The following is a 24,578-nucleotide window of genomic DNA, read 5'->3' as shown; positions in this document are numbered from 1 at the left end:
TTAAAGACTTAATGGCCGCGCATCCTGCCCCAAACCGCCAGACACTTCCGGGGGATGCGCTTGATCTATCGGGAGCGACCGCATGACCCTTCGCCTGATCCAGTTTGTCGATGCCCACGGAACGCGTGGTGTGGCCGCCGCCGAAGATGACGGTTCGGCGAAGATTATTCTGGGCGTGACCACGACCTATGAGCTGGCCAGGGCCGCCATTGCCGCCAAACGCTCGATTGCCGATCAGGTGGCGCAGCAGGGGCTGGGTGAGGGGGTGGACATTGCGCTGGCCCTGTCCGAAGGCCGCGTGCTGGCCCCGATCGACCATCCGGACCCGGCCCACCTGCACCTGACCGGGACGGGCCTGACGCACCTGGGCTCGGCCGAGGGCCGCGACAAGATGCACGCCAAGGCCAAAGAGGCGGGTGGCGAAGAAAACCTGACCGATTCGATGCGCATGTTCCTGATGGGCGTGAAGGGCGGCAAGCCGGCCTCGGGCACGGCGGGGGCGCAGCCGGAATGGTTCTATAAGGGCAATGGCTATGCGTTGGTCGGGCCGGGGGCCGAGCTGGTGTCGCCGGGCTTTGCCGAGGACGGCGGCGAGGAGCCGGAAATGGCGGGCATCTACGTCATTGGCGAGGATGCACAGCCCTATCGCATCGGCTTTGCGCTGGCCAATGAGTTCTCAGACCACGTGACTGAGAAGCAGAACTATCTGTGGCTGGCCCACTCCAAGCTGCGCCCGGCAAGCCTCGGTGTCGAGCTCCTGACCGGAGAGCTGCCGAGCCACGTCGAAGGCACGTCGAAGATCGTGCGCGGCAATGAAGTGATCTGGGAGAAGCCGTTTATCTCGGGTGAGGACAACATGTCCCACACGTTTGAGAACCTTGAACACCACCACTTCAAGTACGAGCTGTTCCGGGTGCCGGGCGATGTGCATGTGCACTGCTTCGGGACGGCGACGGCGAGCTTTGCTGATGGCGTGAAGACGCAAGCCGGCGACGTGTTCGAAATCGACGCCCGCCCCTTCGTCCACCCGCTCAGAAACCCCCTCAAAACCACTGAGCCGCTGGCCCACATCGCGAAGGTGGTGCGGTTGTAACGCCTGTCTTACACCTCCCCGGCACGCCGGGGAGGTAGGATTACCCTGCAAACGGAAACGCCGTGGCCGACTTGATCCACTCATCGACGGATAGGGTCTTGGTCACCGGCGGGGCGGCGCGTTCGCGGCAGTTGGGGCGTTCGCACAGCCGGCACATGGGGCCGGTTTCGACAGCCGCCGGGTTGCTGAGGTCGAGCCCCTTCGCATAGACCAGCTTGTCGGCGTATTTCAGCTCACAGCCCAGCCCCAGCGCCTGCTCGCTATAGGCCCCGCCGTCCCAGCCGCGCAGGCCCCGGTCGAGCGTGCGCGCCAGCGTGAAATAGCGCGACCGCTCGCCGCTCGGGCTTGCGGGGGTTTCGATCACCTGGGTGAGGATGCGGCCCGGCGACTGAAAGGCCTGATGCAGGTTCCAGCGCGGGCAGGCCCCGCCAAAGCGCGAAAAGGGAAACTTGCCCGCCGCAAAGCGTTTGGAAACATTGCCGGCGGAATCTATCCGCATCATGAAAAAGGGTACGCCGCGGCGGCCGGGCTGCGACAGGGTGGTCAGGCGGTGCGCCGCCTGTTCAAAACTGACGCCGAAGGGGGCACGCAGCAGCTCCAGATCGTAGCCACAGGCTTCGGCGGCGTCGTGAAAGCGGCCATAGGGCATCAGGGTCGCCGCCGTCAGATAGTTGAGCAACGCAATCTTGAACAGGCGCGCCGAGGCGAGGTCCGGGGCCTTGGCGCGTTCGACACGCGCATTCAGCTCCGCGCCGTATAGCGACAGGGCCAGTTGATAGACGATGGCAAAGACGCGCGAGGAGGGGGCCAGCGTCTCCGACAGCATCAGCCGCCGCCGGTGCGGATCGTAGCGCCGCTGATAGATCAGCATGACCGAGGCCGGCATGAAGCGCACCCCGATGCCAAATTCACTTTGCAGTCGGTGTTCGGCGGCGGCTTCGAGCGTGTGCGGATCACCGCCCAGCGCCTCGAACAAAGCCTCGCCGCGTTCATCGAAGTCCGGGAAGTGGTTATTGGCCGCCTGCACCTGATCGCGCGTCCAGTCGGCGGGCGAGTGTTCATTGAGGATTTCTGCCGAGCTGAGGTCGATCACCTCACGCACCTTGCGTTCTTTATAGGCGCGGTACAGCCGCAGCATGGCCTCGGCCACCGTGGGAGAGGCGGCGACCAGATCGGCGATTTCGCGGCGCGGTGCGTGCAGGTCCTTGAACAGCGGATCGCTCAGCACCTCGGCCAGATCGGCCTCACCCGACGGATCGGCCTCCGAGGTGAAGCTGCGCATATCGAGATCATAGGTCGAGGCCAGCTTCAGCAGCACCTGCGCCGTCACCGGGCGCTGATTGCGCTCCAGATGGTTGAGATAGGAGGGCGACACGCCAAGGTCTTCGGCCATGCGCGTCTGGGTCAGGTTCAGGTCGTGCCGCAGACGTTTGAGGCGGCCGCCCAGGAAGAGTTTGCGATCAAGTTCGGACATGGCTTAGTCCACGACCTTCAACTGAATCTGCCCGCCATTCGGTACAGCTTTAATCTGAAAAGCGACATGGCCCGCAGAAGCAATCACCTCATCAGTGGGGGCTTGAGCTATATTGTCCGCTACATATTCGCCGCCCAGAGGTGTCCAGAGCTTAAGACAGTAGCTGTAGCCCTCATGCAGATCGCCAATGGTGTCGCGTGCCATTTCGACCAAGCATCCCATTTTCCAATCCAACTGAAAATCCGCGTCCTGTAACAACAGCCTGTAATCTGCCTCCCCACTGGCAATAGGTTCGCACAAAAGGTCTTCGGGGCATATTCTCCAGCGCTGGCCATCCATAGAGCTAAACAGAACATTTCCGAAGGCGTTCACCTCCAGCACCTGATCGACTTCGAAGCCAAGCCAGCCCCATTCCTTTTGAATGATGTCGCGCATGTTCATAACGGCCTTAGCAAGGGTGATGTTTCGGTCATTTAGTCATAAATTTACAAAGCGAACAAGGTCGCCTTTTGCCAAATGACGCGGTATTTACCCGCCAAACCCTCCCTTTCTCTGATTTTTGGCGCTTAATCGTCCCATCAACAGCGCGGCCAAGCCGCCGGAAAGGAGACGTATTATGACAAATTCACCCAACTTTACACCGTTCCTGAGCCCGTTCGACCTTGTGGCCGTCTATGCGTCCTCGTTCGGCGCGGCGGCCGTCCTGTCGCGTCAGGCCGCCCTGATGGCCCACCGCGAAAGCCTCAATCCCACCACCCCCCGACCTGAGCGCCGGGATACGGAGACCCTGTCATGACCACTTTCGAGCAACTGGTGCCCAATGCCCCCAAGGGGCGCTTCGACGGCATTACCCGTCCGTACACGCCGCAGGAGGTCGAAAAGCTGCGGGGTTCGGTCCTTGTGCACAATACGCTGGCCGAGCGCGGGGCCAATCGCCTGTGGCGACTCCTGCGCGAGGAGCCCTTTATCAATGCGCTGGGGGCCGTCACCGGCAATCAGGCCATGCAGATGGTGCGCGCCGGGCTCAAGGCCATCTACCTCTCCGGCTGGCAGGTGGCGGCGGATGCCAACACCGCTTCGGCCATGTATCCGGATCAGTCGCTGTACCCGGCCAATGCCGCCCCGGAACTGTGCCGCCGCATCAACCGCACGCTTCAGCGCGCCGATCAGATCGAGCACTCCGAAGGTGGCGCCAAGCGCGACTGGTTCGCGCCCATCGTCGCCGATGCCGAGGCCGGTTTCGGCGGGCCGCTCAACAGTTTTGAGATCATGAAGGCCTTTATCGAGGCCGGGGCATCGGGCGTGCATTTCGAGGATCAACTGGCTTCGGAAAAGAAGTGCGGCCACCTCGGCGGCAAGGTGCTGATCCCGACCCAGGCGCATGAGCGCAACCTGATCGCGGCGCGTCTGGCGGCCGATGTGATGGGCGTGCCCACCCTCACCGTGGCGCGCACCGATGCGGAGTCGGCGCAACTGATCACCTCGGACATTGACGAGCGCGACCACCCGTTCATCGACCGCGACAGCCGCACGCCGGAAGGCTTCTTCCGCCTTAAGGCCGGGACGGGGCTCGATCACTGCATCGCGCGCGGTCTGGCCTATGCCAAATATGCCGACCTGCTGTGGTGGGAAACCTCGCACCCGGACCTGGACGACGCGCGTCGCTTTGCCGAGGCCGTGCACAAGGTCCATCCGGGCAAGCTCTTGGCCTATAACTGCTCGCCCTCCTTCAATTGGAAGGCCAAGCTGGACGAGGCGACGATCGCCAAATTCCAGCGTGAGTTAGGGGCTATGGGCTACAAGTTCCAGTTCGTGACCCTGGCCGGCTTCCACTCGCTGAATAACGGCATGTTCGAGCTGGCCTCCGGTTACCGCGACCGCGGCATGGCGGCCTATTCCGAGCTTCAGCAGCGCGAATTTGCCAATGAGGCGGCGGGCTATACCGCTACCCGTCACCAGCGCGAGGTCGGCACCGGCTATTTCGACAAGATCGCCATGACCATCACCAATGGTCAGTCCTCGACTACCGCGTTGAAGGACTCGACCGAAACCGCTCAGTTTCAGGCTGAGCCCGCAGAGTAAAACCCCCAGAGTAAAACCCCCAGAGTAAAACCCCCAGAGTAAAACCCGCAGAGTAAAGGAGAGTGCCGTATGAACGCTTACACCCGTCCTGATGCTATTATCGACTTCTGCCTCGCGCCGCTGAACCTCAATGCGGATGCGGCCGCCACGCAGGAAACCCGTCGTCGCCTTGAACACGTCCTGCGGACCTATCAGCTCAGGCTGGCGCAGCCGGTCGAGGTCGATTTCACCCGTATGCCGACCCTGACCATCAATGAGGCGGCCCACGGCTACGAGTAAGGGCGTCACCCCTGACAGAAATGACGCCTTTTCCACCTGCCCCTTCGCTGAACCTCGGCGGAGGGGCTTTGTTCATTTGACGCGCGGCGCGGCTTTCAGTAAGGCTTGGCCTCATCTCCCTGAGTTAGCTGGGCCTTATATCTATGAGCACCGTTCCTCCTCCCGAAGTCATCTATGTCGATGGTCACAAGGTCGCCTGCAATGGCGGCGGTGGCGCGCTGGGTCACCCGCTGGTCTATCTGGAACTTGGGGCCAATGGTGAGGTCGAGTGCGGCTATTGCGACCGCAAGTTCGTGCACAAGGACCACGCGCACGAGTACCAAAGCCCGGCACCGCGCCTCGAAGGCGATCACTAAAGCCAGCCGATCTGAGGGCATCCGATCGGCGCTTTCGTTTTTTGTTTAGCGCACTTTTTCATCCAAAAAGTGCGTCCCACTTTTTGGAAAGTGCTCTGATGAGATACCTTCACACCATGGTTCGTGTGAAAGATCTGGACGCGGCGCTCGATTTCTACTGTCGCGGTCTGGGTCTGTTCGAAGTGCGCCGCACGGTGAGCGAAAAGGGCCGCTTTACGCTGGTCTTTCTGGCGGCACCGCTCGATTCGGCCACGGCGACCGTTAATGGTGGCGACCGCGCCGCGCCGCATGTCGAGCTGACCTATAACTGGCCCGACGAAAACGGTAAGGTCGAAGACTATGCGGGCGGGCGCAATTTCGGGCACCTGGCCTATGAGGTCGATGACATCTATGCTGCCTGTCAGCACCTGATGGATATGGGCGTGGTGATCAACCGCCCGCCGCGCGATGGCAATATGGCCTTTGTGCGCTCTCCGGACGGCATCAGCGTCGAACTGCTACAAAAAGGGGCACCCAAGGCCCCGCAGGAACCGTGGGCCAGCATGCCCAATACGGGGAGCTGGTGATCACGCCACCTTGAGCGGTTCGATCTGGGCTTTTAACTCGTCGAGTCGTTCGCGCTTCGCCTTGCGCAGATCGTAGTCCTTTTGCAGGTTGAGCCAGAACTCCGGGCTGGTGCCGAGGAACAGGCCCAGGCGCAGCGCCATTTCTGCCGTGATGGCGCGGCGGCCTTCGATAATGGCTTTGATGGCCGCGCGGTCCACCTTTATGGCCGCCGCCAGCGTGCCGGGGCGGATGCCCAGATCGTCCAGAAAGTCTTCCTTCAGCAGGACGCCCGGCGGGTCGATGTCGATATAGTCCGTCATTTTCTGTGCTTTCCAGAGGCCTTGTGCTGTTTCAGTGATAGTCCACGAATTCGACTTCATAGGCCTTGCCGTCCTGCCATTTGAAGACAATGCGCCATTGGTCATTGACGCGGATCGAATAGAAGCCTTTGCGGTCGCCTTGCAGGGCTTCCAGCCGGTTTGACGGCGGAACGCGCAGATCATCCAGGCTTATGGCGGCGTGAAGGTAGATCAACCGTCGAAGTGCCTGTTTTTGCAAACTGCCATCCATGCGCTTGACGGCGATGCCCTCAAACAATTGATGGGTCTGACGATTAGCGAAGCTTTCAATCATGGTGTTGTCTATCACACAACGTATATGAGAGCAAAGCAATTGTTGTGCGTCGCGCAACATTGGCCTGCTGTCGCAATTTGACGGTTTGAATTGGCATCGTGCGCGGATGGCTTTATGAAGCCTGCACACCCCTCTTGAAGCGAGCCCTCATGTCCCCCAAACGCCTCGTCCTGATCGACGGTTCCGGCTATATCTTCCGCGCCTATCACGGCCTGCCGCCCCTGACGCGCAAGTCCGATGGCCTGCCGGTTGGGGCCGTGTCGGGCTTTTGCAACATGTTGTATAAGCTCATCAAAGAGAACCGCGGCGACGATGCGCCGTCGCATCTGGCGGTGATTTTCGACGCCGGGGCGCACACCTTCCGCAACGACCTCTATGATCAGTATAAGGCGCACCGTCCGCCGCCCCCCGAAGATCTGATACCGCAATTCCCCCTGATCCGTCAGGCGACGAAGGCCTTTGGCATCCACAATGTCGAGCTTCTGGGCTTTGAAGCCGATGACCTGATCTGTACCTATGCCCATCTGGCCGTGCAGCAGGGGTTCGAAGTCACCATCATCTCGTCCGACAAGGACCTGATGCAACTGGTCAACGATCACGTCTCCATGCTCGATCCGGTCAAGGGCACGCATGTCGGGCGCGAGCAGGTGATCGAAAAGTTCGGCGTGCCGCCTGAGCTGGTCGTTGATGCGCAGGCCCTGATCGGCGATTCGACCGACAATGTCCCCGGTGCGCCCGGCATCGGCATCAAGACCGCAGCTCAGCTTATCCTCGAATACGGCTCGCTCGATGCGCTGCTTGAACGCGCGCATGAGATCAAACAGCCGAAACGCCGAGAGGCCCTGACCGACTTCCGCGATCAGATACTGATGTCGCGTGAGCTGGTGCGCCTGCGTTGCGATGTGCCGCCGCCGTGCCCCATCGAGGAATTTGCCCTGAAAGACCCGAACGCCGCCGAACTGGGGGCGTTTCTCGCCGAGATGGAGTTCACCTCTCTGGCGCGTCGCGTCGGCGGGTCGCTGGCGACGCTCGAAACGGCGCAGGCCACCCCGCGCGACCTCAAGGCACCCGTGTCCAAGCCCCTGTTCGGCACCACGGCTCAGGTGAGCGCGCCGCGCCCGGCCACCCCCGAAGCGCTGCTGACACCGGTCGATTATGGCGCCTATCAGTGTGTTCAGGACATAGAGGCGCTGAAGGCCTATCTGGCGCAATGCCGCGCGGCGGGGGTGTTTGCCGTCGATACGGAAACCGACTCGCTGTCGGCCACGGCGTCGGGTCTGGTCGGCGTTTCTCTGAGCTGCGCGCCTGGGTCGGGCGTCTATATCCCGCTGGCGCACCAGTCGGACGATGGTGGCCTGGCCCTGTCCGGGGATGAGTTGAAACAGATCGCCCTGGTCGAGGCTCTGGCCGAACTGAAGCCGCTGCTCGAAGACCCGACGGTGCTGAAGGTGGGGCAGAATATCAAATACGACCTGTCGGTCTTTGCGCGTTACGGCATCCGCGTCGCGCCCTATGACGACACCCTGCTGATTTCCTACGTGCTCGAAGGCGGCCTGCACGGGCACGGCATGGATGAGCTGTCGGAACTGCATCTGGGCCACACGCCCATCCCGTTCAAGCAGGTCGCCGGCACGGGCAAGAGCGCCAAATCGTTCAAATTCGTCGATCTGAAACCCGCCACCGAATACGCCGCCGAAGACGCCGACATCACGCTGCGTCTGTGGCACGTGCTTAAGCCGCAACTGGCGCAAAAGCGGCTTCTGACCGTCTATGAGACGCTGGAACGCGCCATGCCGACGGTTCTGTCGGACATGGAACTGGCGGGCGTGCGCATCGACCCGCAGGTGCTGCGCATTCTGTCGCAGGACTTTGGCGTGCGTATGGGCGAGATCGAGGCCGAGGCGCACACCGTGGCCGGCCATCCGTTCAACCTCAATTCACCGCAGCAACTGGGGGCCATCTTCTTCGATGAAATGGCCCTGCCCGGCGGCAAGAAGACCGCGACGGGTCAGTGGGCGACCGACGTCAAGGTGCTGGAAGAGATCGCCGATAAGGGCACGCACGATCAGGCGCAACGTCTGGCGCGCCTGCTGCTCGATTATCGTCAGATGGCCAAGCTGAAAGGTACCTATACGGACGCTCTGGTCGAATATGCCGATCCGCAGACCCACCGCATCCATACCTCCTATCAACTGGCTTCGACCACGACGGGCCGCCTGTCGTCCAACGAACCCAACCTGCAAAATATCCCCATCCGCACGCTGGAAGGGCGCAAGATCCGCACCGCCTTCGTGGCGCGTCCGGGCCACAAGCTGATCTCGGCTGACTACTCCCAGATTGAACTGCGCCTGCTGGCCCATATCGGTGACATCGGCCAGCTTAAAAAAGCGTTTCAGGACGGCATCGACATCCACGCCCTGACGGCGTCTGAAATGTTCGGCGTCCCGGTCGAAGGCATGCCGTCCGAAGTGCGGCGCCGCGCCAAGGCCATCAATTTCGGCATTATCTACGGCATTTCGGCCTTTGGTCTGGGCAATCAGCTCGGCATCGACAATCAGGAGGCCGGTCGCTACATCAAGACCTATTTCGAGCGCTTCCCCGGCATCAAGGCCTATATGGACGCCGCCAAGGAACAGGTGAAGGCGACGGGCTATGTCGAAACCATCTTCGGCCGCCGCATCCACATCCCCGACATCCACGCCAAGTCAGCGGGCCAGCGTGCCTTTGCCGAACGCGCGGCGATCAATGCGCCTATTCAGGGCACCGCCGCCGACATCATCCGCCGCGCCATGATCCGTATGCCGGGCGCGCTCGAAGCGGCGGGCCTGACCACCACCATGCTGCTTCAGGTGCACGACGAACTGATCTTCGAAGCCCCCGAAGCCGAGGTCGAGGCCGCCAAAGCGGTGATCGTCAGGGTGATGAAACACGCAGCCCTCCCGGCGCTCGATATCTCCGTGCCGCTGGAGGTCGAGGCCAAGGCAGCGGACAACTGGGACGAGGCGCACTGACGCCTTATCCGGCTAACTACTTCCGCACCCCGGCGCTCTTGTCGCGCACGGGGCGGAATTCCGAACCGGCCTTCCATTGCGGCCAGTCGCGGGTATGGGCCAGATCACGCCCCAGCCGGTAGGCGAGGTCGATATCTTCGACCGCGCCGCTGAGGTCCCAGTCGGCGCTCCACGCATCGCAGGTCTTGTGATAGCAGTTGGCCGTATAGTCGGCGACCCAGCGCTCTCCGGCGGGGCGTCCACCTTCGATCAGATCAGCCCCGCCGCCCAGACCCATGATCAGCAGGGTCGGCACACCCCGCTTGGCCACCGAAAAGTGGTCGGCGCGATAGAACAGGCCGCGTTCGGGGGCGGAATCGGGCGTCAGGGTGCGCCCCTGAGCCGCCGCCAGCGTCGCCAGACGGTCTTCCAGATCGTTCTGCCCCATGCCGATCAGCACCATATCCTTTGCCTTGCCCGCCGTTTGCAGCACGTCCAGCGTGATATTGGCCACCGTGGTTTCCAGCGGATAGGTCGGGCGATTGGCATAGGTTTCCGAGCCCAGCAGCCCGCGTTCTTCGGCGGTCCATAGCGCAAAGACGACGCTGCGGTCAGGCCTTGGTCCCTGCACAAACTGACGGGCGATTTCCAGCACGGCAGCGGTCCCTAAGCCGTCATCATTGGCACCGGGGCGGATGGTGCGGCCCTGCGCGTCCGCCGGACCTATGCCATAGGCGTCCCAGTGCGCGCCGTACAGGATCGACTCGTCCGGACGGGTCTTGCCGGGCAGGCGGGCGATGACGTTGTGGCTCTGCACCTGATCGCTCTTGACCGCGGCCTCGATCGACAGGCGCGCATCCCCGATGGCGACCGGCTTGAAATCATCCCGACGCGCCGCCACGCGCAGCGCCTTGAGGTCCAGCCCGGCCTTGCGGAACAGGTCCTCGGCCGCCGCGCCGCTCAGCCAACCCTGAAACGGCACGGCCTGAAGCGCATCGGGTTGGCGCACCACGTCGAAGACTTCGGAATGCGGGGCGGTGACCGTGCTCCAGCCATAGCCCGCGCCCGGCGTTTCGTGGATGATCAGGGCACCGGCGGCCCCCAGACGCGCGGCAATCTCATACTTATAGACCCAGCGCCCGTACCAGGTCATGGCCCGGCCACCGAAACGCCCGGCCACCGGCTCACCGGCGGCGGCTTCGAAATCCGGATCATTGATCAGGAAGACGGCGATCTTGCCTTTGAGGTCCACGCCCTTGAAATCGTCGCGCTGACGCTCCGGGGCCTTCACGCCATAGCCGACAAAGACCAGAGGCCGGTCCTTGACCGACAGGCGCTCGACCGGGCGGGCTGTGGCCAGATAGATGTCCTGTTCGTGGATGAGGGGCTGCACACCTGCCGCCGTGCGCAGGCTCAGCAGCGAAGGTGGCGACAGGCGCGTATGGGTCAGTGGCACGGTCTGAAGATAGGTGTCGTTTTCACCGCCAGGCTCAAGGCCCAGCGCTTTGAAGCGCTCGCTCAGCCAGGCGATGGTTTTGGCTTCGCCAGCCGTTCCGGGGGCGCGCCCTTCAAAGGCATCGGAGGCCAAGACCTGCACATCCTGCGAAATCCGCGCACCGTCTAAACCCCCGGAAACCTGTGCCACAGCGCCACTAGCGGCGAAGCCGGCCATCAGGCCGAGACCGACCAGCGTGCGTTTCATGAGGGGCTCTCCGTGACCAAAGGCCTTTTATAGGTCCGCCCCCTGATGATGTGCAATCGGCATTTGCCCCTCTGCGCTTAGCTGGATAAGCTGGGGCCATGACCATTGTAAAACGCCTCGATCATTTCAATATTCAAACCCAGGACATGGCGGGCACCATCGCCTTCTATGCTGAACTGCTGAATCTGGAGGCGCGCGCGGCGCCAGAGCGCGATCCGGCGGACCGCATTTGGCTTTACGACTCCGGTGACCGCGCCGTAATTCACCTCAACCGTTTTGGCACCGATAACACCATACCGCGCGAGGTGGTTCCCGGTCATCCGACCGGGGCGATCCATCATATCGCCTTTGAATGCGACGGCTATGAAGAGACGATTCAAAAACTGAAAGACAAGGGTCTTTACTACGCCACCAATGATATTCCGCGTATTTGTTTGCGACAGATATTTGTCACCGATCCCAATAATGTTCTGCTTGAGCTGAACTTTCGTCAGTAGAGCGTTTCAATATTTACGAAACGGATTTTGAAGTTTCGTTTTTAAACCCGCATTTGTACTATAGTTAACGCTCTGTTCAGCATTAATGCGGAAAATTGGGAAGCATCCGCTCTTGATGTTCCTCCCCTATTTCCGTGTGCTCAATGTTTAAAAATTTTACCATTCGTGCGCGTATCATCGCCGCGTTCGCGCTCATCCTGTTCGGAACGGTCGGGCTGGGTCTTTTCAGCATCAACCAGTTAAACGCCGTCAATCGGTCTGTGGACGATCTGGGGTCCAACTGGCTGCCGACGGCCAATACGCTGGGGGACGCCTCGCAAACCTTTGAACTGATGCGGCTGCGCCAGTCGCAACTGCTCATTGTCGATGAGGCCGGGCGCCCGGAAATCATCGAGAATATTGCCAAGGCGTCGAAGGAGATGGACGCGACGCTCGAACGCTACAAGGCCATGGTAGCCAATAGCGACGAGCAGGCGCTTGCCGACAAGATCTATGGCACGATGGACGGCTATCGCACCAACAGCCAGCGCTATATGGACCTGGTGGCTGCGGGCGATATGGTGGCGGCGCAAACCTTCTTCATGAACGATATGCAGACCCAGGCCCGCACCCTGCGCGACGCCATCCGTGCGGACCGCGCCTATCAGGTCGAGGAAGGTAACAAGGCCGCCGCTCAGGGGATCGCCACGGGCAAGTCGGCCGCGACGCTGATCCTGATCGCACTGGCGGGCACGGCCATCTTCGCTTCCATTATCGGCTTCCTGATGATCCGCAGCGTCTCGGTGCCCATTGCCCATATGTCGGATGTTATGCGCGCCCTGTCCGGCGGTCAGACCGATGTGAAGGTGCCCAATCTGGGGGAACGCAACGAAATCGGTCAGATGGCCTCCGCCGTTGAGGTCTTCCGCCACGGCATGATCCGCAATCTGGCGCTTGAGGCCGAGGCCGTGAAGGCGCGCGAAGACTCCGAATATCAGCGCAAGCAGGCCATGCGTGAGCTGGCGGCGGATTTTGAAGGGGCAATCGGCGGCGTGGTCGATATGGTCTCTTCGGCCGCCACGGAAATGCAGGCCACGGCGGCACAACTGACCGCGTCAGCGCAGGAATCCTCAGCGCAGGCGCAATCGGTATCGGCCGCGGCCGAAGAAGCCGGCACAAACGTCACCTCGGTCGCCGGTTCGGCCGAGGAGCTGGGCGCTTCGGTGTCTGAAATCAGCCGTCAGGTTCAGCATTCGCTCGTCAAGGCGCGCGAGGCGGTGGGTGAAGCCGAGGCCACATCTGCCATCGTCAACGAACTGTCCGAAGCTGCCGGCCGCATCACCGGCATTGTGGATATGATCTCCGGCATCGCCTCGCAGACCAATCTGCTGGCGCTCAACGCCACTATCGAATCGGCACGCGCCGGTGAAGCGGGCAAGGGCTTCGCGGTCGTCGCTGCTGAGGTGAAGACTCTGGCCACCCAGACGGCGCGCGCCACAACCGAGATCAACCAGCAGATCGCCGGTATTCAGGCGACCACCGAGCAGGCGGTGCGTGCCATCGAAAATATCTCGCAAACCATCCGCATCATCAACGACTCCTCGGCGACCATCGCGGCGGCGGTGGAACAGCAGGGGGCGGCGACAAGCGAAATCGTGCAGGCCGTCAATCAGGCCTCCATCGGTACCAGCGAAGTCACGCAAAACATCACCGGCGTGGCCCGCATGGCCGAAGAAACCGGCATGGGCGCGTCTCAGGTGCTCAATGCCTCCTCCGAACTGGCGCAACAGGCGGAGAAACTGCGGGCGCAGGTCAACAGCTTCCTGACGCAGGTGCGCGCGGCGTAAGGCGGTTCAACCCTCAAATGGAAGAGCCCGGCGGTGTCGCCGGGCTTTTTCTTTGTCGCGCCGGGCCTTTATGGTCGCAAGAGCGGGTTCATGGCCAGGGCCAAACGTGTTCAGCGCCGCGGGCCGCCGCTATCAGGCCGCCAGTCCCGCCTGCACCAGCATGGGCTTCAACTGCCCCAGGGCAGCGGGATCCCCCATCAGGCTGGCGCGCACATCCGGGGCGCGCAACTGCTTCATCACCTCGGCCTTGGCCAGTTCGCTGAGCGCGCCCTGCGGCCCGGCCTGACCGGTGGCGAAGCTGAGCAGGGCGGTAATGCGCTGGATCGGGGTTTTGGAGCCTTTGAGGATATGGGGAATAAGCTGAATATCGCCGGCGATCTGCGCCCCGATCTGCCCCAGCCGCGCATGGGCGGCTTCGGTATCGGTTTCGCCAAGGCTGGCCTTGCTAACGCGTCGTTGCAGCAGGGCAAGAAGCTGAAGCCGTTGCCCCGCCGGCCGCTTGGGGTCGCGCAGATCGGTTTCGAAACGGTGCGCCGTAAGCGACGACATCAGCCAGCGCGCCGCCTGCTTCTTGTTGGCCGCGCCGACGACGTTCTCACACAGCCACAGGATGCGCTCAATCTCTTCGAGGCAGTGGGGCGCCCCGCGGGTCAGGCCTTCGACAAAGGCGCTGGACACCAGCATCTTGGAGCGTTCGATGAAAGCGTCGGAAATATCCTCGCGCTCGACCTGCTGCTGGCTGCCCGCAGTGAGCGCCAGCGCCATGGCGCGCAGGAGGTCGATTTCGCCGACCGGGTTTTCAGGCATCAGCCGCTTCACGCCGCGCAGTTCACTCAGCACATTGCGGAAGGCCTGAAGCCGCAGATCGCGGAAATGGCCCTGCCGGATCAGGCGGGCAAACTCTTCGAGGTGCGCCGGCGGAGCGGGCAGGGCGCGTCCAATGGCGCTATCCACCGCGCTCAGACGTTCAATGGCTTCGCCACTGACCATGTGGGTCAGAAAGGCCAGACCCTGGCCGAGCGTAATGTCGCTCCCCAGAATTTCGGCCAGCCCGCCCTTGCGTGCAAAAAGTTCGACCAGAGGCGTCTCAATGACGTCGAGCGCCCATTTCAACTCTGGCTTGCCAGCGATAGCCGTTGCGATGCGCGTCAGCGGCATCAGCTTGCGACCGGCATTGCGATCTGTGATCGTCAGTCGGGCCACAGCGCCGCCAAAGGCATAGCCGCGTTCCGGGGATTGCCCGAGGCGCGCCACCTGAGCCGCGATGTCGCCCGTGAGGTCGATCTCGCCGAAGACCTTTTTGCGTCCGTCACCGATGACACGGTTGATAGCCTTGTCCGACAGGTTGTTCCAGCGGCGCATGATCTCATGGATCGACGCCCCGGTCTCTTCGGACTCTGGAATGGCGATCTTCTGGATGGCGTGGGTCAGGTCGTTGGTCGAAACGTCGAGCCGTTCGCACAGGACTGGGCTGTGCAGAAGCTCAAACACGGTCGCACCCTGACGACGCAACCAGTCTTCGAGCACGCGGGCAATGGTTTCGCGGGCGTGGCGGCTGTAAAGGTCCTGCGGCGAGGTGCAGACTGGTTCGGTAGGGCTGACCACCTTGGGCTTGCTCTTAGTCTCGGGCAGACCCTCAGTCAGCAAGGTGTAGGAGCGGAATTCGCCGGTATCGTCAGAAAAGACTTCCTTGGTAACCTTAATGGCGGCGGCCCGGCGGGCGGTCAGAAGCTCACGCGCCTGAGCGATGGCGGAGTCGCGGTCATTGAGCGCGTTCTGCAATACCCAGCCCGATTGCGGCGTTTTGCGCGAGAAAACTTCGTAGTGAATTTGACCGGCCATGAAGCCCCGACACGTTTCGTCAATATTGGCTCTTTATGACCCGCTTGTCACAAATGCTGCCATTCGCGTCGAATTGTGGACGAATCCTGTTAAATTAACGTTGAAGGCGCTGTGGGGCCTGATTATGACCCCGGAGCGGCCTATATTTGGTCAATAATTGAGTGTTTGGCGTAAATGGCGTTATAGGTTTACGCCAGACGACAGAGAACCGGAGGGCTCATGGCCAGAATTACCCTTGTCGATGATGACGAAAACATTGTCACCAGCGTTTCGCTGGCGCTGGAAAGCGGGGGACACACGGTGCAGGCCTATCATGACGGTGCGGCCGGTCTGGCTGCGCTTGAAAAGGATCCGCCCGATCTCGCCATTCTCGACGTCAAAATGCCGCGCATGGATGGTATGGAGGTTCTGCGCCGCCTGCGTATGAATTCCAACCTGCCGGTCATCATCCTGACCTCGAAGGACGATGAAATCGACGAGGTGCTGGGTTTCAACCTCGGTGCCGACGACTATATGCACAAGCCCTTCTCGCAGCGCCTGCTGCTTGAGCGGGTCAAGGCCGTCCTGCGCCGCGCCGGCGTTGTCGATCAGGGCGAGCCGCCCGAAACGCAGGAAGCTCTGAATGCCAAATCGCTAAAGCGCGGCAAGCTGGTCATGGACGCCGCACGTCACGAGTGCACCTGGGATAGCAAGCCGGTCCGCCTGACCGTGACCGAGTTTCTGCTGCTGCACGCTCTGGCGCAACGTCCGGGTTTTGTCAAAAGCCGCGACAACCTGATGGATGCGGCTTATGACGATCAGGTCTATGTCGATGACCGCACCATCGACAGCCATATCAAGCGGATGCGCAAGAAGTTCCGTTTGGTCGATCCGGAGTTTGACTCCATCGAAACCCTTTATGGCGTAGGCTATCGCTACCGCGAAGTGTAAATCATGGTGTCTGGCCGCCTCCCTCAGACCTCCCCGGTTGGCTGGGGAGGCATACCGCTCGACGTGAATCGCGCCGGATGCGGTGGAGAGGGACGCGCCTGATGCCCGGCACCGAACCTCAAACTCGCCTTTTTCTGCCCCTCTTCGCACGCATCGGCTTTTTCCGGGCGCGTTTGGGGCGGCTGATCCTGCTGCTGAATCTGGCCGGGCTGCTGATTCTGGTCGTCGGTGCGCTGGTGCTCAACGAGTTCCGTCAGGGCCTCATCGACAACCGCAAGGAGTCGCTGATGGCGCAAGCGGAGACGATGGGCGAAATTATTGCCGAAGTCGCCACCGCCGGCGATCCCGAGCCTTATCTGGAGCCGCAATACGCCGTCCTGGTTCTGGGGCGCTTTGTCCCGGCCGAACAACGCGCGCGTCTGTTTGACGCCAAAGGGCACCTGATCACCGACTCCTATTCGGTGTCTGAACAGGTGGATGTGCGTAATCTGCCGCCGATCGAGACCTCTGGCCCGGACCCGGAGCGGCGCAAGGCCCGTAACCGCAAGCAGGAACTGGCGCACGAGGCACTGGAGGCCGAGGTCAGACAGGCCCTGAGCGGTGAAGCCGTCGCCTCCGTGCGCTATAACGAAAAGGGCGAAAAGGTCGTTTCCGTCTCCGTGCCGCTCAAGCGGGTCAAGGCCATACTGGGCGTTCTGACCATTGAGGCCGGGGATGTGGACAAGATCGTGGCCGCGCAGCGCTGGGCCATGTTGCCCTTTATTCTTGTGGCGCTGGGCGTCAGCCTTTTCTCGTCTCTGCTGCTGCACTGGCTGGTCAGCCGGCCGATCCATCGTCTGTCGGATGCGGCCGATGCGGTCCGGATGCAAAAGGCACGCACCTTCTCCCTGCCGGACCTCGAATCGCGTCACGACGAGGTGGGCAGTCTGGCCCGTTCGCTGCAATCCATGACCGAGGCGCTGCAAAAGCGCATGGACGACATCGACCGCTTCGCCGCCGACGTGTCGCACGAAATCAAGAACCCGCTGACCTCGATCCGCAGCGCGTTGGAGACCCTCAGCCTCGTCAAGGACGATGCGGCCAAGGCGCGCCTGATGGCGGTCATCCAGCAGGATGTGCGCCGTGCCGACCGGCTGATTACCGATATCTCCAATGCCTCACGGCTTGATGCCGAACTGGCAAGGGATGTGCCCAAACCCGTCGATGTGGGGGCGCTGCTCGAAGACATTGTCTCGCTCTATCAGCACATGCCCGACGGGGCAGCAGTTAGCCTTGACCGGCAACTGACCCCGGCGGCCTCAAAGGTGATGGGCCGCGAAGGGCCGTTGGGGCAGGTCTTCCGCAATGTCATCGACAATGCGCGCTCCTTCTCTCCCGCCGGCGGCACGGTGCGCGTCTGCGTCGCCTATTCCGATGCCGACCCGAAGCGGCCGTTGCAGATTGTTATCGAAGACGACGGCCCCGGTATCCCGGCGGAAAATCTGGAGACCATCTTCCAGCGCTTCTACACCTCGCGGCCCAAGGGGACGGACTTCGGGCGTAATTCGGGTCTGGGCCTGTCGATCTCGCGTCAGATTATCGAGGCGCAGGGCGGCCTTATCTGGGCCGAGAACCGTCTGAACAGCGACGGCAGCGTCGCCGGTGCCCGCTTTACCATCACCCTGCCGAACGTGTATCAGTAACCCATACCTATCCCTCCCTAGTAAACTGGGGAGGGATGATTATCCGGAGCCCGTAGTTGTCCCGAATCATCCTTCACGCCACGTCGCTGACCGTGCCTGTCCGCCGACAGTGGCGGGGCGTGCTGCTGATGGGGCCATCGGGCATCGGCAAGAGCGATCTGGCCCTGCGCGCCCTTGAGGCCGGTTTTCAACTGGTCAGCGATGACTACTCCGTCCTGTGGGCCTCGGGCGATCACATTTTCGCCAGCGCCCCGGACACGATTGCCGGACGCATGGAGGTGCGCGGCATCGGCATCACGCCCCAGCCCCGCCGCACCCTCACGCGCGTAAGTCTTTGTGTACACTGTCAATTATCGCCGCCGGAGCGCCTGCCCGAAGCCGAGCTGACCCCCCTATTGGGTCATGAATTACCCACGCTGAGGCTCAACCCAAGGGAAGCTTCCACTGTGGCCAAACTGCTCACCCGGCTGCGTCTTCTGTCGTGATCCCGCGGATCGGCCTTGGCACCGTCGCATTTTCGTCCTAAATCGAAAGACCTTTTTGCAGTGCAGTGAATTGGGTCTATAATCGGGCTCTTGTGCCGCTCCCCGGACTCCCCTTCCGGGACAATCGGGCGGTCACGTGTAGGGATGACGTCTATATGATCGGACTGGTGATCGTGACCCACGGCGGTCTGGCGGAAGAGTTCGTATCCGCCATGGAACACGTTGTGGGACCGCAGGATCAGGTGACGGCCATCTGTATCGGGCCCGAAGACGACGTGGCTCAGCGCCGTCAGGATATCCTCAAGGCGACCTTTGCCAATGACAGCGGCGACGGTGTGATTCTGCTGACCGACATGTTCGGCGGTACCCCGTCGAACCTAGCCATCTCCGTCATGGAACAGACCAAGGCCGAGGTGATTGCCGGGCTCAATCTGCCCATGCTGATCAAGCTGGCGACCCTGCGCAAGCTGGAAGCCCTGTCCGATTGCGTGCAGCACGCGCAGGAGGCGGGCCGCAAATACGTCACCGTCGCCTCCTACGTCCTTTCGGGTGATAACTGATCGTCACCGCCCGAATTTAACCGCAAGGCGCGGGAAGCGCCGACGGGCCGTTGGCGTCACAATGGAGGTATCCGGTGAGTGAGGAACCATCCATGACCGCTGCCTTTGCCCTGACCGAAGACCCGCGCTGGCGGGCCCTGACCACCCGCGATGCGACGCAAGACGGCGATTTTGTCTATGCGGTGAAGACCACGGGCGTCTATTGCCGCTGCACCTGCCCGTCGCGCCGACCGAAGCCGGAGAATGTGCGCTTTTTCACCAGCGGGGCCGAGGCGCAAGCCGCCGGGTTTCGCCCCTGCAAGCGCTGCACACCGGATGAGGTCAGCCCGCGCGCGCGTCAGGCGCAGTGGGTGGCCGAGGCCTGCCGCGAGATCGAAACCGCCGAGGTCGAGCCGACGCTGGACGCACTGGCGCAGCGCGCTGGCTTAAGCCCCTTTCATTTTCACCGGATGTTCAAGGCCGCCACGGGTCTGACGCCCAAGGCCTATGCCCGCGCCCATCGTAGCGGCCGGATGCGCGCCGCGCTAAAAGCCAGCGGCAGCGTGACCGAGGCGATCTATGAGGCCGGTTTCAATGCCCCCAGCCGCTTCTACGCCGATACAGCCCATGCGTTGGGCATGTCACCACGCACTTTCCGTAAAGGCGGCGTGGCCGAGGTGATCCGCTTCGCCGTGGGGCAGTCGCGTCTGGGGGCGCTGCTGGTGGCGCGCAGTGAAAAGGGGGTCTGTGCTGTATTTCTGGGCGACGAGCCGGAAGGGCTGGTGCGCGATCTTCAGGACACCTTCCCCAAGGCTGAACTGGTCGGTGGCGACGCGGCGTTTGAAGAGACCATGGCGCGTGTCGCCGGGCTGATCGAAGCACCGCAAACCGCGCTCGACCTGCCGCTCGATATTCGCGGCACCCTGTTCCAGCAGAAGGTATGGGCCGCGCTTCAGGCCCTGCCCGCCGGCACGCGCGTCTCTTACAGCGATCTGGCTGAGCGGGTGGGCCTGCCCGCCGCCGTGCGCGCCGTGGCCTCGGCCTGTGCCGCCAACAAGATCGCTGTGGCCATCCCCTGTCACCGCGTAGTGCGTACCGACGGCAGCCTGTCGGGTTATCGCTGGGGCGTGGAGCGCAAGGCGGCGCTTTTAGACGCGGAACGCTAAATTTAGAGCCGCTTGATTTGTTCTCTTTTTGTGCTATGTTCGCATTACGTTCTAAAGCGCAATCCGATAAAGTGGAAACCACTTTTCGGAAAAATTGCGCGACAGAACAAAAATTCGCTGCGGAACCGCACCATGGAAAACGAGAACATCGAACCCCTGCGCAAGATCATCCATGTGGATATGGATGCCTTTTACGCCTCAGTGGAACAACGCGATAATCCCGAACTGCGCGGTAAGCCGGTGGCCGTGGGCGGTCTGGAACGCGGCGTCGTGGCGGCGGCCTCTTACGAGGCGCGCAAATACGGCATCCGTTCGGCCATGCCGTCGGTGACGGCGCGGCGCAAATGCCCGGACCTGATCTTCGTCAAGCCGCGCTTCGACGCCTATAAGGCCGTATCGAAACAGATCCGCGAGATTTTCGAGGACTATACGGAACTGGTGGAACCGCTGTCGCTCGATGAGGCCTATCTCGATGTCACACACAATCATAAGGCCATCGCCTCGGCGACCCTTATCGCGCAGGAAATCCGGGCGCGGATCAAGCTGGCGACCGGGCTGACGGCCTCCGCAGGCGTGTCCTATAACAAGTTTCTGGCCAAGATGGCCTCGGACTATCGCAAGCCGGACGGGCTCTACGTCATCACGCCGCGCATGGGGCCTGAGTTTGTCGAAACCCTGATGGTGGGGCGTTTTCACGGCATCGGCCCGGCGACCGAAGAGAAGATGAACCGTCTGGGCATCCTGACCGGGGCCGATCTCAAGGCGCAGGACCTGGCCTTTCTGCAAAAGCATTTCGGCGTGTCAGGCGACTATTACTACAATATCGCGCGCGGCATCGACCATCGCCGCGTGCAGCCCGACCGGGTGCGCAAGTCGGTGGGGGCGGAAAACACCTTCTTTCAGGATATCTTCTCGCTGGAGGCGGCGCGTGCGGCGCTTTCCCCCATCGTGGACAAGGTGTGGCGCTACTGCGATCAGCACGGCACGCGCGGGCGTACCGTGACGCTGAAGGTCAAATATACCGACTTCCAGCAGATCACCCGCAGCTATACGGCGGCCGCCACCGTCCTCAACAAGGACGAATTGGCGCGCCTGTCGGGTAGCCTGCTCGAAAGCGTCTTCCCGATCGCCAAGGGTATCCGTCTTCTGGGCGTCACCCTGTCGTCGCTGGGTGGCTCGGAGGCGCAGGCCGAGCCGCAGCAATTATCGCTGGCCATTTAATTAAAGGTGGTGGCTATGTCCGCCCCTTCCTTGAGCGTCAGGGTGACCGGTGTGCGTTCGACCACCTCGGCCAGTCGCGCCCTCTGAGCGTCATCCAGCGCGCCCGTCAGCGTTAAAACGCGCGTAATCTTCGAGCGCTTGTCGTCCTTTGTGTGGTGCAATTCGACGTCAATCGCCTCCAGCGGCCAGCCCTTGCGCGCCGCATACATACGCAGCGTGATGCAGGTGCAGGCCGCCAGCGACGCCAGCAGCAAATCGTAGGGGGCAAACCCGGCATTGCCGCCCCCCAGCGCTTCGGGCTCATCGGCGTTCAGGCGGCGTCCGCCGGTGTCGATGGTGGTGAGAAAGTCAGTGGTACCAATATGAGCGCGCGCATGGGCCATGGAGGGTCTCCTTTGCGGCAACACTATATCCGCCGGGGCGCCCTTCCTATGGCTATTTTACGCAGCGACACCGCAAATAGACAGAGGCGGCGGGGTGCTAGAGCATTCGTCGGATCAGTTGAGCTGCCGTGTTGCTCTAATTTTTGTAGCGCCTCATGTCTTTCCGAAAAGCGGTGTTCACTTTTCGGCATGAGGCTCTAGCCAACCCAAGAGGTAAACGCATGACGACCCTGTATGGCCCTGAGGCCCGCGAACGCATCTGGTCCCTGATCAAAGACACCAGGGTGGCCATGCTGGCGACTCACACAGCGACGGGCCTGCTGCACGCGCGGCCCATGATGCCGCAAATCCGCCACCCGGAAGACAAGGCTTTTGACGGCGTGCTGTGGTTCTTCACCGGGGCCGATACAGGCAAGATGGCTGAAATCGAAGCCAATCCGGCAGCGCTTCTGACTTTTTCCGATTCGAAGGGCCACAACTATGTCGCTATGAATGGCACGGTCACGATCAGCCGCGACCCGGCGATCATTGAGGAACTGTGGTCGGCCGCAGACAAGGCGTGGTTCCCCGATGGCAAGGACGATCCCAATCTGCGCCTGCTGCGTTTCGAAGCGAGCGACGCGGAATTCTGGGACAGTCCCGGTCTGGTTGCCGCCGGTATCGCCTTCCTTCAGGCTCTGGTTACCGGTGAACGCGCCGACCCGGGCGACCACGGTCAGGCCGATCTCGACATTCCGGATTTTCCGGAGGCGCGTTCCGCCTCGCGCGGCGACGGCCCGCGCTCAGCCAGCGAACCGCTGCGCGAAAAAGTCCCGGCGTCCGTCGCCCCGCGTGATCCGCTCTAACCCTGTTGAGGCGACGGCCAAGGTGGCAAAGGCCCATAGAGAGACCAAACAAAAAAGGCAGTCACGGGATTAAAAGCGTGCTGCCGGTGGTGGCGCGGCTCTCCAGAGCTTCATGAGCCGCGCGTGCCTCGGTGAGGGCAAATCGTTGATCAATCCGTATACGGACCTTACCACTCAGGATGACGTCGAACAGGTCCTGCGCCGATTCCAGAAGCGTTGCCCGATCACGGTTATAGCCAAAAACCGAGGGCCGGGTGAGAAACAGCGAACCCTTGGCATTCAGCACCGAAATATCGACGGGCGGCACCGCGCCTGACGACTGGCCGAACGACACCATGAGGCCCAGCGGTTTCAGCACCTCCAGCGATCCGTCAAACGTGTCCTTGCCCACCGAGTCGTACACCACATCGACCTTGCGGCCGTCGGTGATTTCCAGAACGCGGGCAACAAAGTCCTCCGCGCGATAATTGATTAAATGATCATAACCGTTCTGCCGCGCCAGTTCGATCTTCGACTCAGAACCGGCCGTGCCGATGACCGTAGCGCCCAGGGCTTTGGCCCACTGCCCGGCGATCAGCCCGACGCCCCCGGCCGCGGCATGGATAAGGACCGTATGCTCCGGCCCGACGCGGAAGGTCCGCCGCAGCAGATATTGCGCCGTCAGGCCTTTGAGAAAGGCCGCCGCCGCAACCTCATCGCTAATGCCGTCGGGAACCGGGATCAGCTTGTCGGCAGCGATCAGGCGCGTCTGCGCATAGCCGCCGGGGGTCGCCGAATAGACCACCCGGTTACCGGGTTTCACGAAATCGACGCCTTCGCCCACGGCTTCGACAATGCCCGCCCCTTCATTGCCCGGCACAAAGGGCAGGGCGGTCTTGTACAGACCGGAGCGGAAATAGGTGTCGATGAAGTTGACGCCGATGGCGGTGTGACGCACCCGCGCCTCACCGGGCCCCGGATCGCCGACCTCGATCTGTTCTACGCTGAGAACCTCCGGCCCGCCGGTCTGATGTACTTGAATGGCTGTGGTCATAATCGTTTCTTTCCTCCTCCCTGTTGCGCAGCAATAGGGAGGTGTCAGCGCCATTTATGGCGATGACGGAGGGGGATGACTCCGAGGCTTCTCCCCCTCCGTCTTTTGTCGCTACGCTCCAAAATCCACCTCCCCACGCCAAGGCGCAGGGAGGAGATTAAACCACCTCGCCCGCGCGGAAAATCAGCGATGATCCCGGTTCGACCGTCGTCCATACCTCATCGTGGGTGAGGGGCTGGGTGGCGATGATGATGACCTTGTCATCGGGTGTGGTTTCCTGCGCGAAATCGACCTGCATTTCGGCGTCGATCAGGGTCGCACGACCGAAGGGGGCGCGGCGCTGGATATAGGTCAGCTTTTTCGTGCAACTGGCGTAAAGCGACCGCCCGTCGGTCAGTAAAGCGTTGAAAACGCCCATCTTGCGCAACTCGGCAAACAGTCGCTTGACTTCTTTGTCCAGAACGCGGGCCGGCGGATAGTCCATATATTTGCGCACCAACTGATCCAGAATCCAGCAAAAGGCGTGCTCGGAATCGGTGGTGCCGATCGGACGGAAAAAGCTCAGCGGCAGGGCTTTGACGCCTTTGAGCTGTCCATTGTGGGCAAAGGTCCACGCCCGGCCCCACAGTTCGCGGGTAAAGGGATGGGTGTTTTCCAGCGCCACGCGGCCGCGATTGGCCTTGCGCACGTGGGCGATGACCGTCTTGGACTTGATAGGGTAGTCACGCACCAGCGCCGCCAGCTCGGACGTCGCCGACGGGTTCGGGTCGTGAAAATTGCGGCAGCCCTTCTGCTCATAGAAGCTGATGCCCCAGCCATCGGCGTGCGGGCCGGTGGCCCCGCCGCGTTTGGCCAGGGCCGTAAAGGAAAAGCGGATGTCGGTGGGCACATTGGCGCTCATGCCCAGAAGTTCGCACATGTCTCAATACCCGGATATAAACCTCGTCTCACCTGTAACAGGCGCGCACCCCGAC

Annotated in this window: 25 protein-coding genes; 16 read left to right on the top strand and 9 right to left on the bottom strand. The window is 62.0% G+C overall.

Going from position 1 to position 24,578, the window contains the following annotated elements; translation table 11 throughout:
- Positions 1-82: 82 nt before the first annotated feature.
- A complete protein-coding gene (gene araD1 / locus PQU94_RS16520) occupies positions 83-1,093 on the top strand; it encodes an AraD1 family protein (RefSeq protein WP_272742535.1) in 1,011 nt (336 codons plus the stop codon).
- Between the two features lie 40 nt (positions 1,094-1,133).
- Here araD1 and PQU94_RS16515 read toward each other — a convergent pair whose 3' ends face one another.
- Together PQU94_RS16515 and PQU94_RS16510 are read right to left on the bottom strand one after the other, a co-directional pair.
- Positions 1,134-2,567 (bottom strand): helix-turn-helix domain-containing protein, encoded by a 1,434-nt coding sequence (locus PQU94_RS16515; RefSeq protein WP_272742534.1) that lies wholly within the window; start codon positions 2,565-2,567, stop codon positions 1,134-1,136.
- Positions 2,568-2,570: 3 nt separating this feature from the next.
- Positions 2,571-3,002: a T6SS immunity protein Tdi1 domain-containing protein gene (locus tag PQU94_RS16510; protein ID WP_272742533.1), complete on the bottom strand. Its 432-nt coding sequence runs from the start codon at positions 3,000-3,002 to the stop codon at positions 2,571-2,573.
- Between the two features lie 181 nt (positions 3,003-3,183).
- On the opposite strand from PQU94_RS16510, the gene PQU94_RS16505 reads away from it, so the two are divergent.
- The 5 genes from PQU94_RS16505 to PQU94_RS16485 all read left to right on the top strand — a co-directional run bounded on the left by PQU94_RS16505 (position 3,184) and on the right by PQU94_RS16485 (position 5,850).
- Positions 3,184-3,363 carry a hypothetical protein gene (locus PQU94_RS16505; RefSeq protein ID WP_272742532.1) on the top strand — a complete coding sequence of 60 codons (180 nt, stop codon included), beginning with the start codon at positions 3,184-3,186 and terminating at the stop codon, positions 3,361-3,363.
- On the top strand, positions 3,360-4,649 hold the full coding sequence (gene aceA, locus PQU94_RS16500; protein ID WP_272742531.1) for an isocitrate lyase: 1,290 nt from the start codon (positions 3,360-3,362) through the stop codon (positions 4,647-4,649). The genes PQU94_RS16505 and aceA overlap by 4 nt, the downstream gene beginning before the upstream one ends.
- Before the next feature lie 69 nt (positions 4,650-4,718).
- Entirely contained in the window at positions 4,719-4,928 is a 210-nt protein-coding gene (locus PQU94_RS16495; RefSeq protein WP_272742530.1) for a hypothetical protein, read from the top strand.
- Positions 4,929-5,071: 143 nt separating this feature from the next.
- Entirely contained in the window at positions 5,072-5,284 is a 213-nt protein-coding gene (locus tag PQU94_RS16490) for a zinc-finger domain-containing protein (RefSeq protein ID WP_272742529.1), read from the top strand.
- Positions 5,285-5,382: 98 nt separating this feature from the next.
- Entirely contained in the window at positions 5,383-5,850 is a 468-nt protein-coding gene (locus PQU94_RS16485) for a VOC family protein (protein ID WP_272742528.1), read from the top strand.
- On the opposite strand, the gene PQU94_RS16480 is transcribed toward PQU94_RS16485, so the two are convergent.
- Positions 5,851-6,150: a HigA family addiction module antitoxin gene (locus PQU94_RS16480; protein WP_272742527.1), complete on the bottom strand. Its 300-nt coding sequence runs from the start codon at positions 6,148-6,150 to the stop codon at positions 5,851-5,853. It abuts the gene before it with no gap.
- A gap of 31 nt (positions 6,151-6,181) precedes the next feature.
- Positions 6,182-6,463 (bottom strand): type II toxin-antitoxin system RelE/ParE family toxin, encoded by a 282-nt coding sequence (locus tag PQU94_RS16475; RefSeq protein ID WP_272742526.1) that lies wholly within the window; start codon positions 6,461-6,463, stop codon positions 6,182-6,184.
- Between the two features lie 149 nt (positions 6,464-6,612).
- On the opposite strand from PQU94_RS16475, the gene polA reads away from it, so the two are divergent.
- Positions 6,613-9,474: a DNA polymerase I gene (gene polA, locus PQU94_RS16470; protein WP_272742525.1), complete on the top strand. Its 2,862-nt coding sequence runs from the start codon at positions 6,613-6,615 to the stop codon at positions 9,472-9,474.
- A gap of 16 nt (positions 9,475-9,490) precedes the next feature.
- On the opposite strand, the gene PQU94_RS16465 is transcribed toward polA, so the two are convergent.
- Positions 9,491-11,155, bottom strand: a complete 1,665-nt coding sequence (locus tag PQU94_RS16465) for a M28 family peptidase (protein ID WP_272742524.1) — start codon at positions 11,153-11,155, stop codon at positions 9,491-9,493.
- 98 nt (positions 11,156-11,253) lie between these two features.
- Here PQU94_RS16465 and PQU94_RS16460 point away from each other — a divergent pair, with 98 nt between their 5' ends.
- Both PQU94_RS16460 and PQU94_RS16455 read left to right on the top strand, forming a co-directional pair.
- Positions 11,254-11,652 carry a VOC family protein gene (locus PQU94_RS16460; RefSeq protein WP_272742523.1) on the top strand — a complete coding sequence of 133 codons (399 nt, stop codon included), beginning with the start codon at positions 11,254-11,256 and terminating at the stop codon, positions 11,650-11,652.
- 143 nt (positions 11,653-11,795) lie between these two features.
- Positions 11,796-13,478 (top strand): methyl-accepting chemotaxis protein, encoded by a 1,683-nt coding sequence (locus PQU94_RS16455; RefSeq protein WP_272742522.1) that lies wholly within the window; start codon positions 11,796-11,798, stop codon positions 13,476-13,478.
- Between the two features lie 132 nt (positions 13,479-13,610).
- On the opposite strand, the gene PQU94_RS16450 is transcribed toward PQU94_RS16455, so the two are convergent.
- On the bottom strand, positions 13,611-15,320 hold the full coding sequence (locus tag PQU94_RS16450) for a hypothetical protein (protein WP_272742521.1): 1,710 nt from the start codon (positions 15,318-15,320) through the stop codon (positions 13,611-13,613).
- A 219-nt stretch (positions 15,321-15,539) separates the two neighbouring features.
- Between PQU94_RS16450 and chvI the strand changes: the two genes are divergently transcribed.
- The 6 genes from chvI to dinB all read left to right on the top strand — a co-directional run bounded on the left by chvI (position 15,540) and on the right by dinB (position 21,343).
- A complete protein-coding gene (chvI, locus tag PQU94_RS16445) occupies positions 15,540-16,250 on the top strand; it encodes a two-component response regulator ChvI (protein WP_272742520.1) in 711 nt (236 codons plus the stop codon).
- A 101-nt stretch (positions 16,251-16,351) separates the two neighbouring features.
- On the top strand, positions 16,352-17,932 hold the full coding sequence (gene chvG, locus PQU94_RS16440) for a two-component sensor histidine kinase ChvG (protein WP_272742519.1): 1,581 nt from the start codon (positions 16,352-16,354) through the stop codon (positions 17,930-17,932).
- Positions 17,933-17,988: 56 nt separating this feature from the next.
- Positions 17,989-18,417 carry an HPr kinase/phosphorylase gene (locus tag PQU94_RS16435; RefSeq protein ID WP_272742518.1) on the top strand — a complete coding sequence of 143 codons (429 nt, stop codon included), beginning with the start codon at positions 17,989-17,991 and terminating at the stop codon, positions 18,415-18,417.
- Between the two features lie 155 nt (positions 18,418-18,572).
- Positions 18,573-18,977 carry a PTS sugar transporter subunit IIA gene (locus PQU94_RS16430; RefSeq protein ID WP_272742517.1) on the top strand — a complete coding sequence of 135 codons (405 nt, stop codon included), beginning with the start codon at positions 18,573-18,575 and terminating at the stop codon, positions 18,975-18,977.
- Positions 18,978-19,069: 92 nt separating this feature from the next.
- Positions 19,070-20,122 (top strand): bifunctional DNA-binding transcriptional regulator/O6-methylguanine-DNA methyltransferase Ada, encoded by a 1,053-nt coding sequence (gene ada, locus PQU94_RS16425; protein WP_272742516.1) that lies wholly within the window; start codon positions 19,070-19,072, stop codon positions 20,120-20,122.
- Positions 20,123-20,254: 132 nt separating this feature from the next.
- Positions 20,255-21,343, top strand: coding sequence for a DNA polymerase IV (gene dinB / locus PQU94_RS16420; RefSeq protein WP_272742515.1), 1,089 nt, complete (start codon positions 20,255-20,257; stop codon positions 21,341-21,343).
- Here dinB and PQU94_RS16415 read toward each other — a convergent pair.
- Positions 21,340-21,726 (bottom strand): OsmC family protein, encoded by a 387-nt coding sequence (locus tag PQU94_RS16415; RefSeq protein WP_272742514.1) that lies wholly within the window; start codon positions 21,724-21,726, stop codon positions 21,340-21,342. The two genes, dinB and PQU94_RS16415, sit on opposite strands and share 4 nt — an antisense overlap.
- 221 nt (positions 21,727-21,947) lie before the next feature.
- Between PQU94_RS16415 and PQU94_RS16410 the strand changes: the two genes are divergently transcribed.
- On the top strand, positions 21,948-22,571 hold the full coding sequence (locus tag PQU94_RS16410) for a pyridoxamine 5'-phosphate oxidase family protein (RefSeq protein WP_272742513.1): 624 nt from the start codon (positions 21,948-21,950) through the stop codon (positions 22,569-22,571).
- A 61-nt stretch (positions 22,572-22,632) separates the two neighbouring features.
- Here the strand turns inward: PQU94_RS16410 and PQU94_RS16405 are convergent, their stop codons facing one another.
- Together PQU94_RS16405 and PQU94_RS16400 are read right to left on the bottom strand one after the other, a co-directional pair.
- A complete protein-coding gene (locus PQU94_RS16405; protein WP_272742512.1) occupies positions 22,633-23,604 on the bottom strand; it encodes a quinone oxidoreductase family protein in 972 nt (323 codons plus the stop codon).
- Between the two features lie 157 nt (positions 23,605-23,761).
- A complete protein-coding gene (locus PQU94_RS16400; RefSeq protein ID WP_272742511.1) occupies positions 23,762-24,523 on the bottom strand; it encodes a class II glutamine amidotransferase in 762 nt (253 codons plus the stop codon).
- Positions 24,524-24,578: the final 55 nt, after the last annotated feature.

The sequence above is a fragment of the Asticcacaulis currens genome, assembly GCF_028550395.1.
Taxonomy (GTDB): Bacteria; Pseudomonadota; Alphaproteobacteria; order Caulobacterales; family Caulobacteraceae; genus Asticcacaulis; species Asticcacaulis currens.
This window is presented reverse-complemented; position numbering and strand designations above follow the sequence as displayed.

Coding starts and splice junctions, on each gene's coding strand:
- araD1 (WP_272742535.1), top strand. CDS start 83: ATGACCCTTCGCCTGATCCAGTTTGTCGATGCCCACGGAACGCGTGGT.
- PQU94_RS16515 (WP_272742534.1), bottom strand. CDS start 2,567: ATGTCCGAACTTGATCGCAAACTCTTCCTGGGCGGCCGCCTCAAACGT.
- PQU94_RS16510 (WP_272742533.1), bottom strand. CDS start 3,002: ATGCGCGACATCATTCAAAAGGAATGGGGCTGGCTTGGCTTCGAAGTC.
- PQU94_RS16505 (WP_272742532.1), top strand. CDS start 3,184: ATGACAAATTCACCCAACTTTACACCGTTCCTGAGCCCGTTCGACCTT.
- aceA (WP_272742531.1), top strand. CDS start 3,360: ATGACCACTTTCGAGCAACTGGTGCCCAATGCCCCCAAGGGGCGCTTC.
- PQU94_RS16495 (WP_272742530.1), top strand. CDS start 4,719: ATGAACGCTTACACCCGTCCTGATGCTATTATCGACTTCTGCCTCGCG.
- PQU94_RS16490 (WP_272742529.1), top strand. CDS start 5,072: ATGAGCACCGTTCCTCCTCCCGAAGTCATCTATGTCGATGGTCACAAG.
- PQU94_RS16485 (WP_272742528.1), top strand. CDS start 5,383: ATGAGATACCTTCACACCATGGTTCGTGTGAAAGATCTGGACGCGGCG.
- PQU94_RS16480 (WP_272742527.1), bottom strand. CDS start 6,150: ATGACGGACTATATCGACATCGACCCGCCGGGCGTCCTGCTGAAGGAA.
- PQU94_RS16475 (WP_272742526.1), bottom strand. CDS start 6,463: ATGATTGAAAGCTTCGCTAATCGTCAGACCCATCAATTGTTTGAGGGC.
- polA (WP_272742525.1), top strand. CDS start 6,613: ATGTCCCCCAAACGCCTCGTCCTGATCGACGGTTCCGGCTATATCTTC.
- PQU94_RS16465 (WP_272742524.1), bottom strand. CDS start 11,155: ATGAAACGCACGCTGGTCGGTCTCGGCCTGATGGCCGGCTTCGCCGCT.
- PQU94_RS16460 (WP_272742523.1), top strand. CDS start 11,254: ATGACCATTGTAAAACGCCTCGATCATTTCAATATTCAAACCCAGGAC.
- PQU94_RS16455 (WP_272742522.1), top strand. CDS start 11,796: ATGTTTAAAAATTTTACCATTCGTGCGCGTATCATCGCCGCGTTCGCG.
- PQU94_RS16450 (WP_272742521.1), bottom strand. CDS start 15,320: ATGGCCGGTCAAATTCACTACGAAGTTTTCTCGCGCAAAACGCCGCAA.
- chvI (WP_272742520.1), top strand. CDS start 15,540: ATGGCCAGAATTACCCTTGTCGATGATGACGAAAACATTGTCACCAGC.
- chvG (WP_272742519.1), top strand. CDS start 16,352: ATGCCCGGCACCGAACCTCAAACTCGCCTTTTTCTGCCCCTCTTCGCA.
- PQU94_RS16430 (WP_272742517.1), top strand. CDS start 18,573: ATGATCGGACTGGTGATCGTGACCCACGGCGGTCTGGCGGAAGAGTTC.
- ada (WP_272742516.1), top strand. CDS start 19,070: ATGACCGCTGCCTTTGCCCTGACCGAAGACCCGCGCTGGCGGGCCCTG.
- dinB (WP_272742515.1), top strand. CDS start 20,255: ATGGAAAACGAGAACATCGAACCCCTGCGCAAGATCATCCATGTGGAT.
- PQU94_RS16415 (WP_272742514.1), bottom strand. CDS start 21,726: ATGGCCCATGCGCGCGCTCATATTGGTACCACTGACTTTCTCACCACC.
- PQU94_RS16410 (WP_272742513.1), top strand. CDS start 21,948: ATGACGACCCTGTATGGCCCTGAGGCCCGCGAACGCATCTGGTCCCTG.
- PQU94_RS16405 (WP_272742512.1), bottom strand. CDS start 23,604: ATGACCACAGCCATTCAAGTACATCAGACCGGCGGGCCGGAGGTTCTC.
- PQU94_RS16400 (WP_272742511.1), bottom strand. CDS start 24,523: ATGTGCGAACTTCTGGGCATGAGCGCCAATGTGCCCACCGACATCCGC.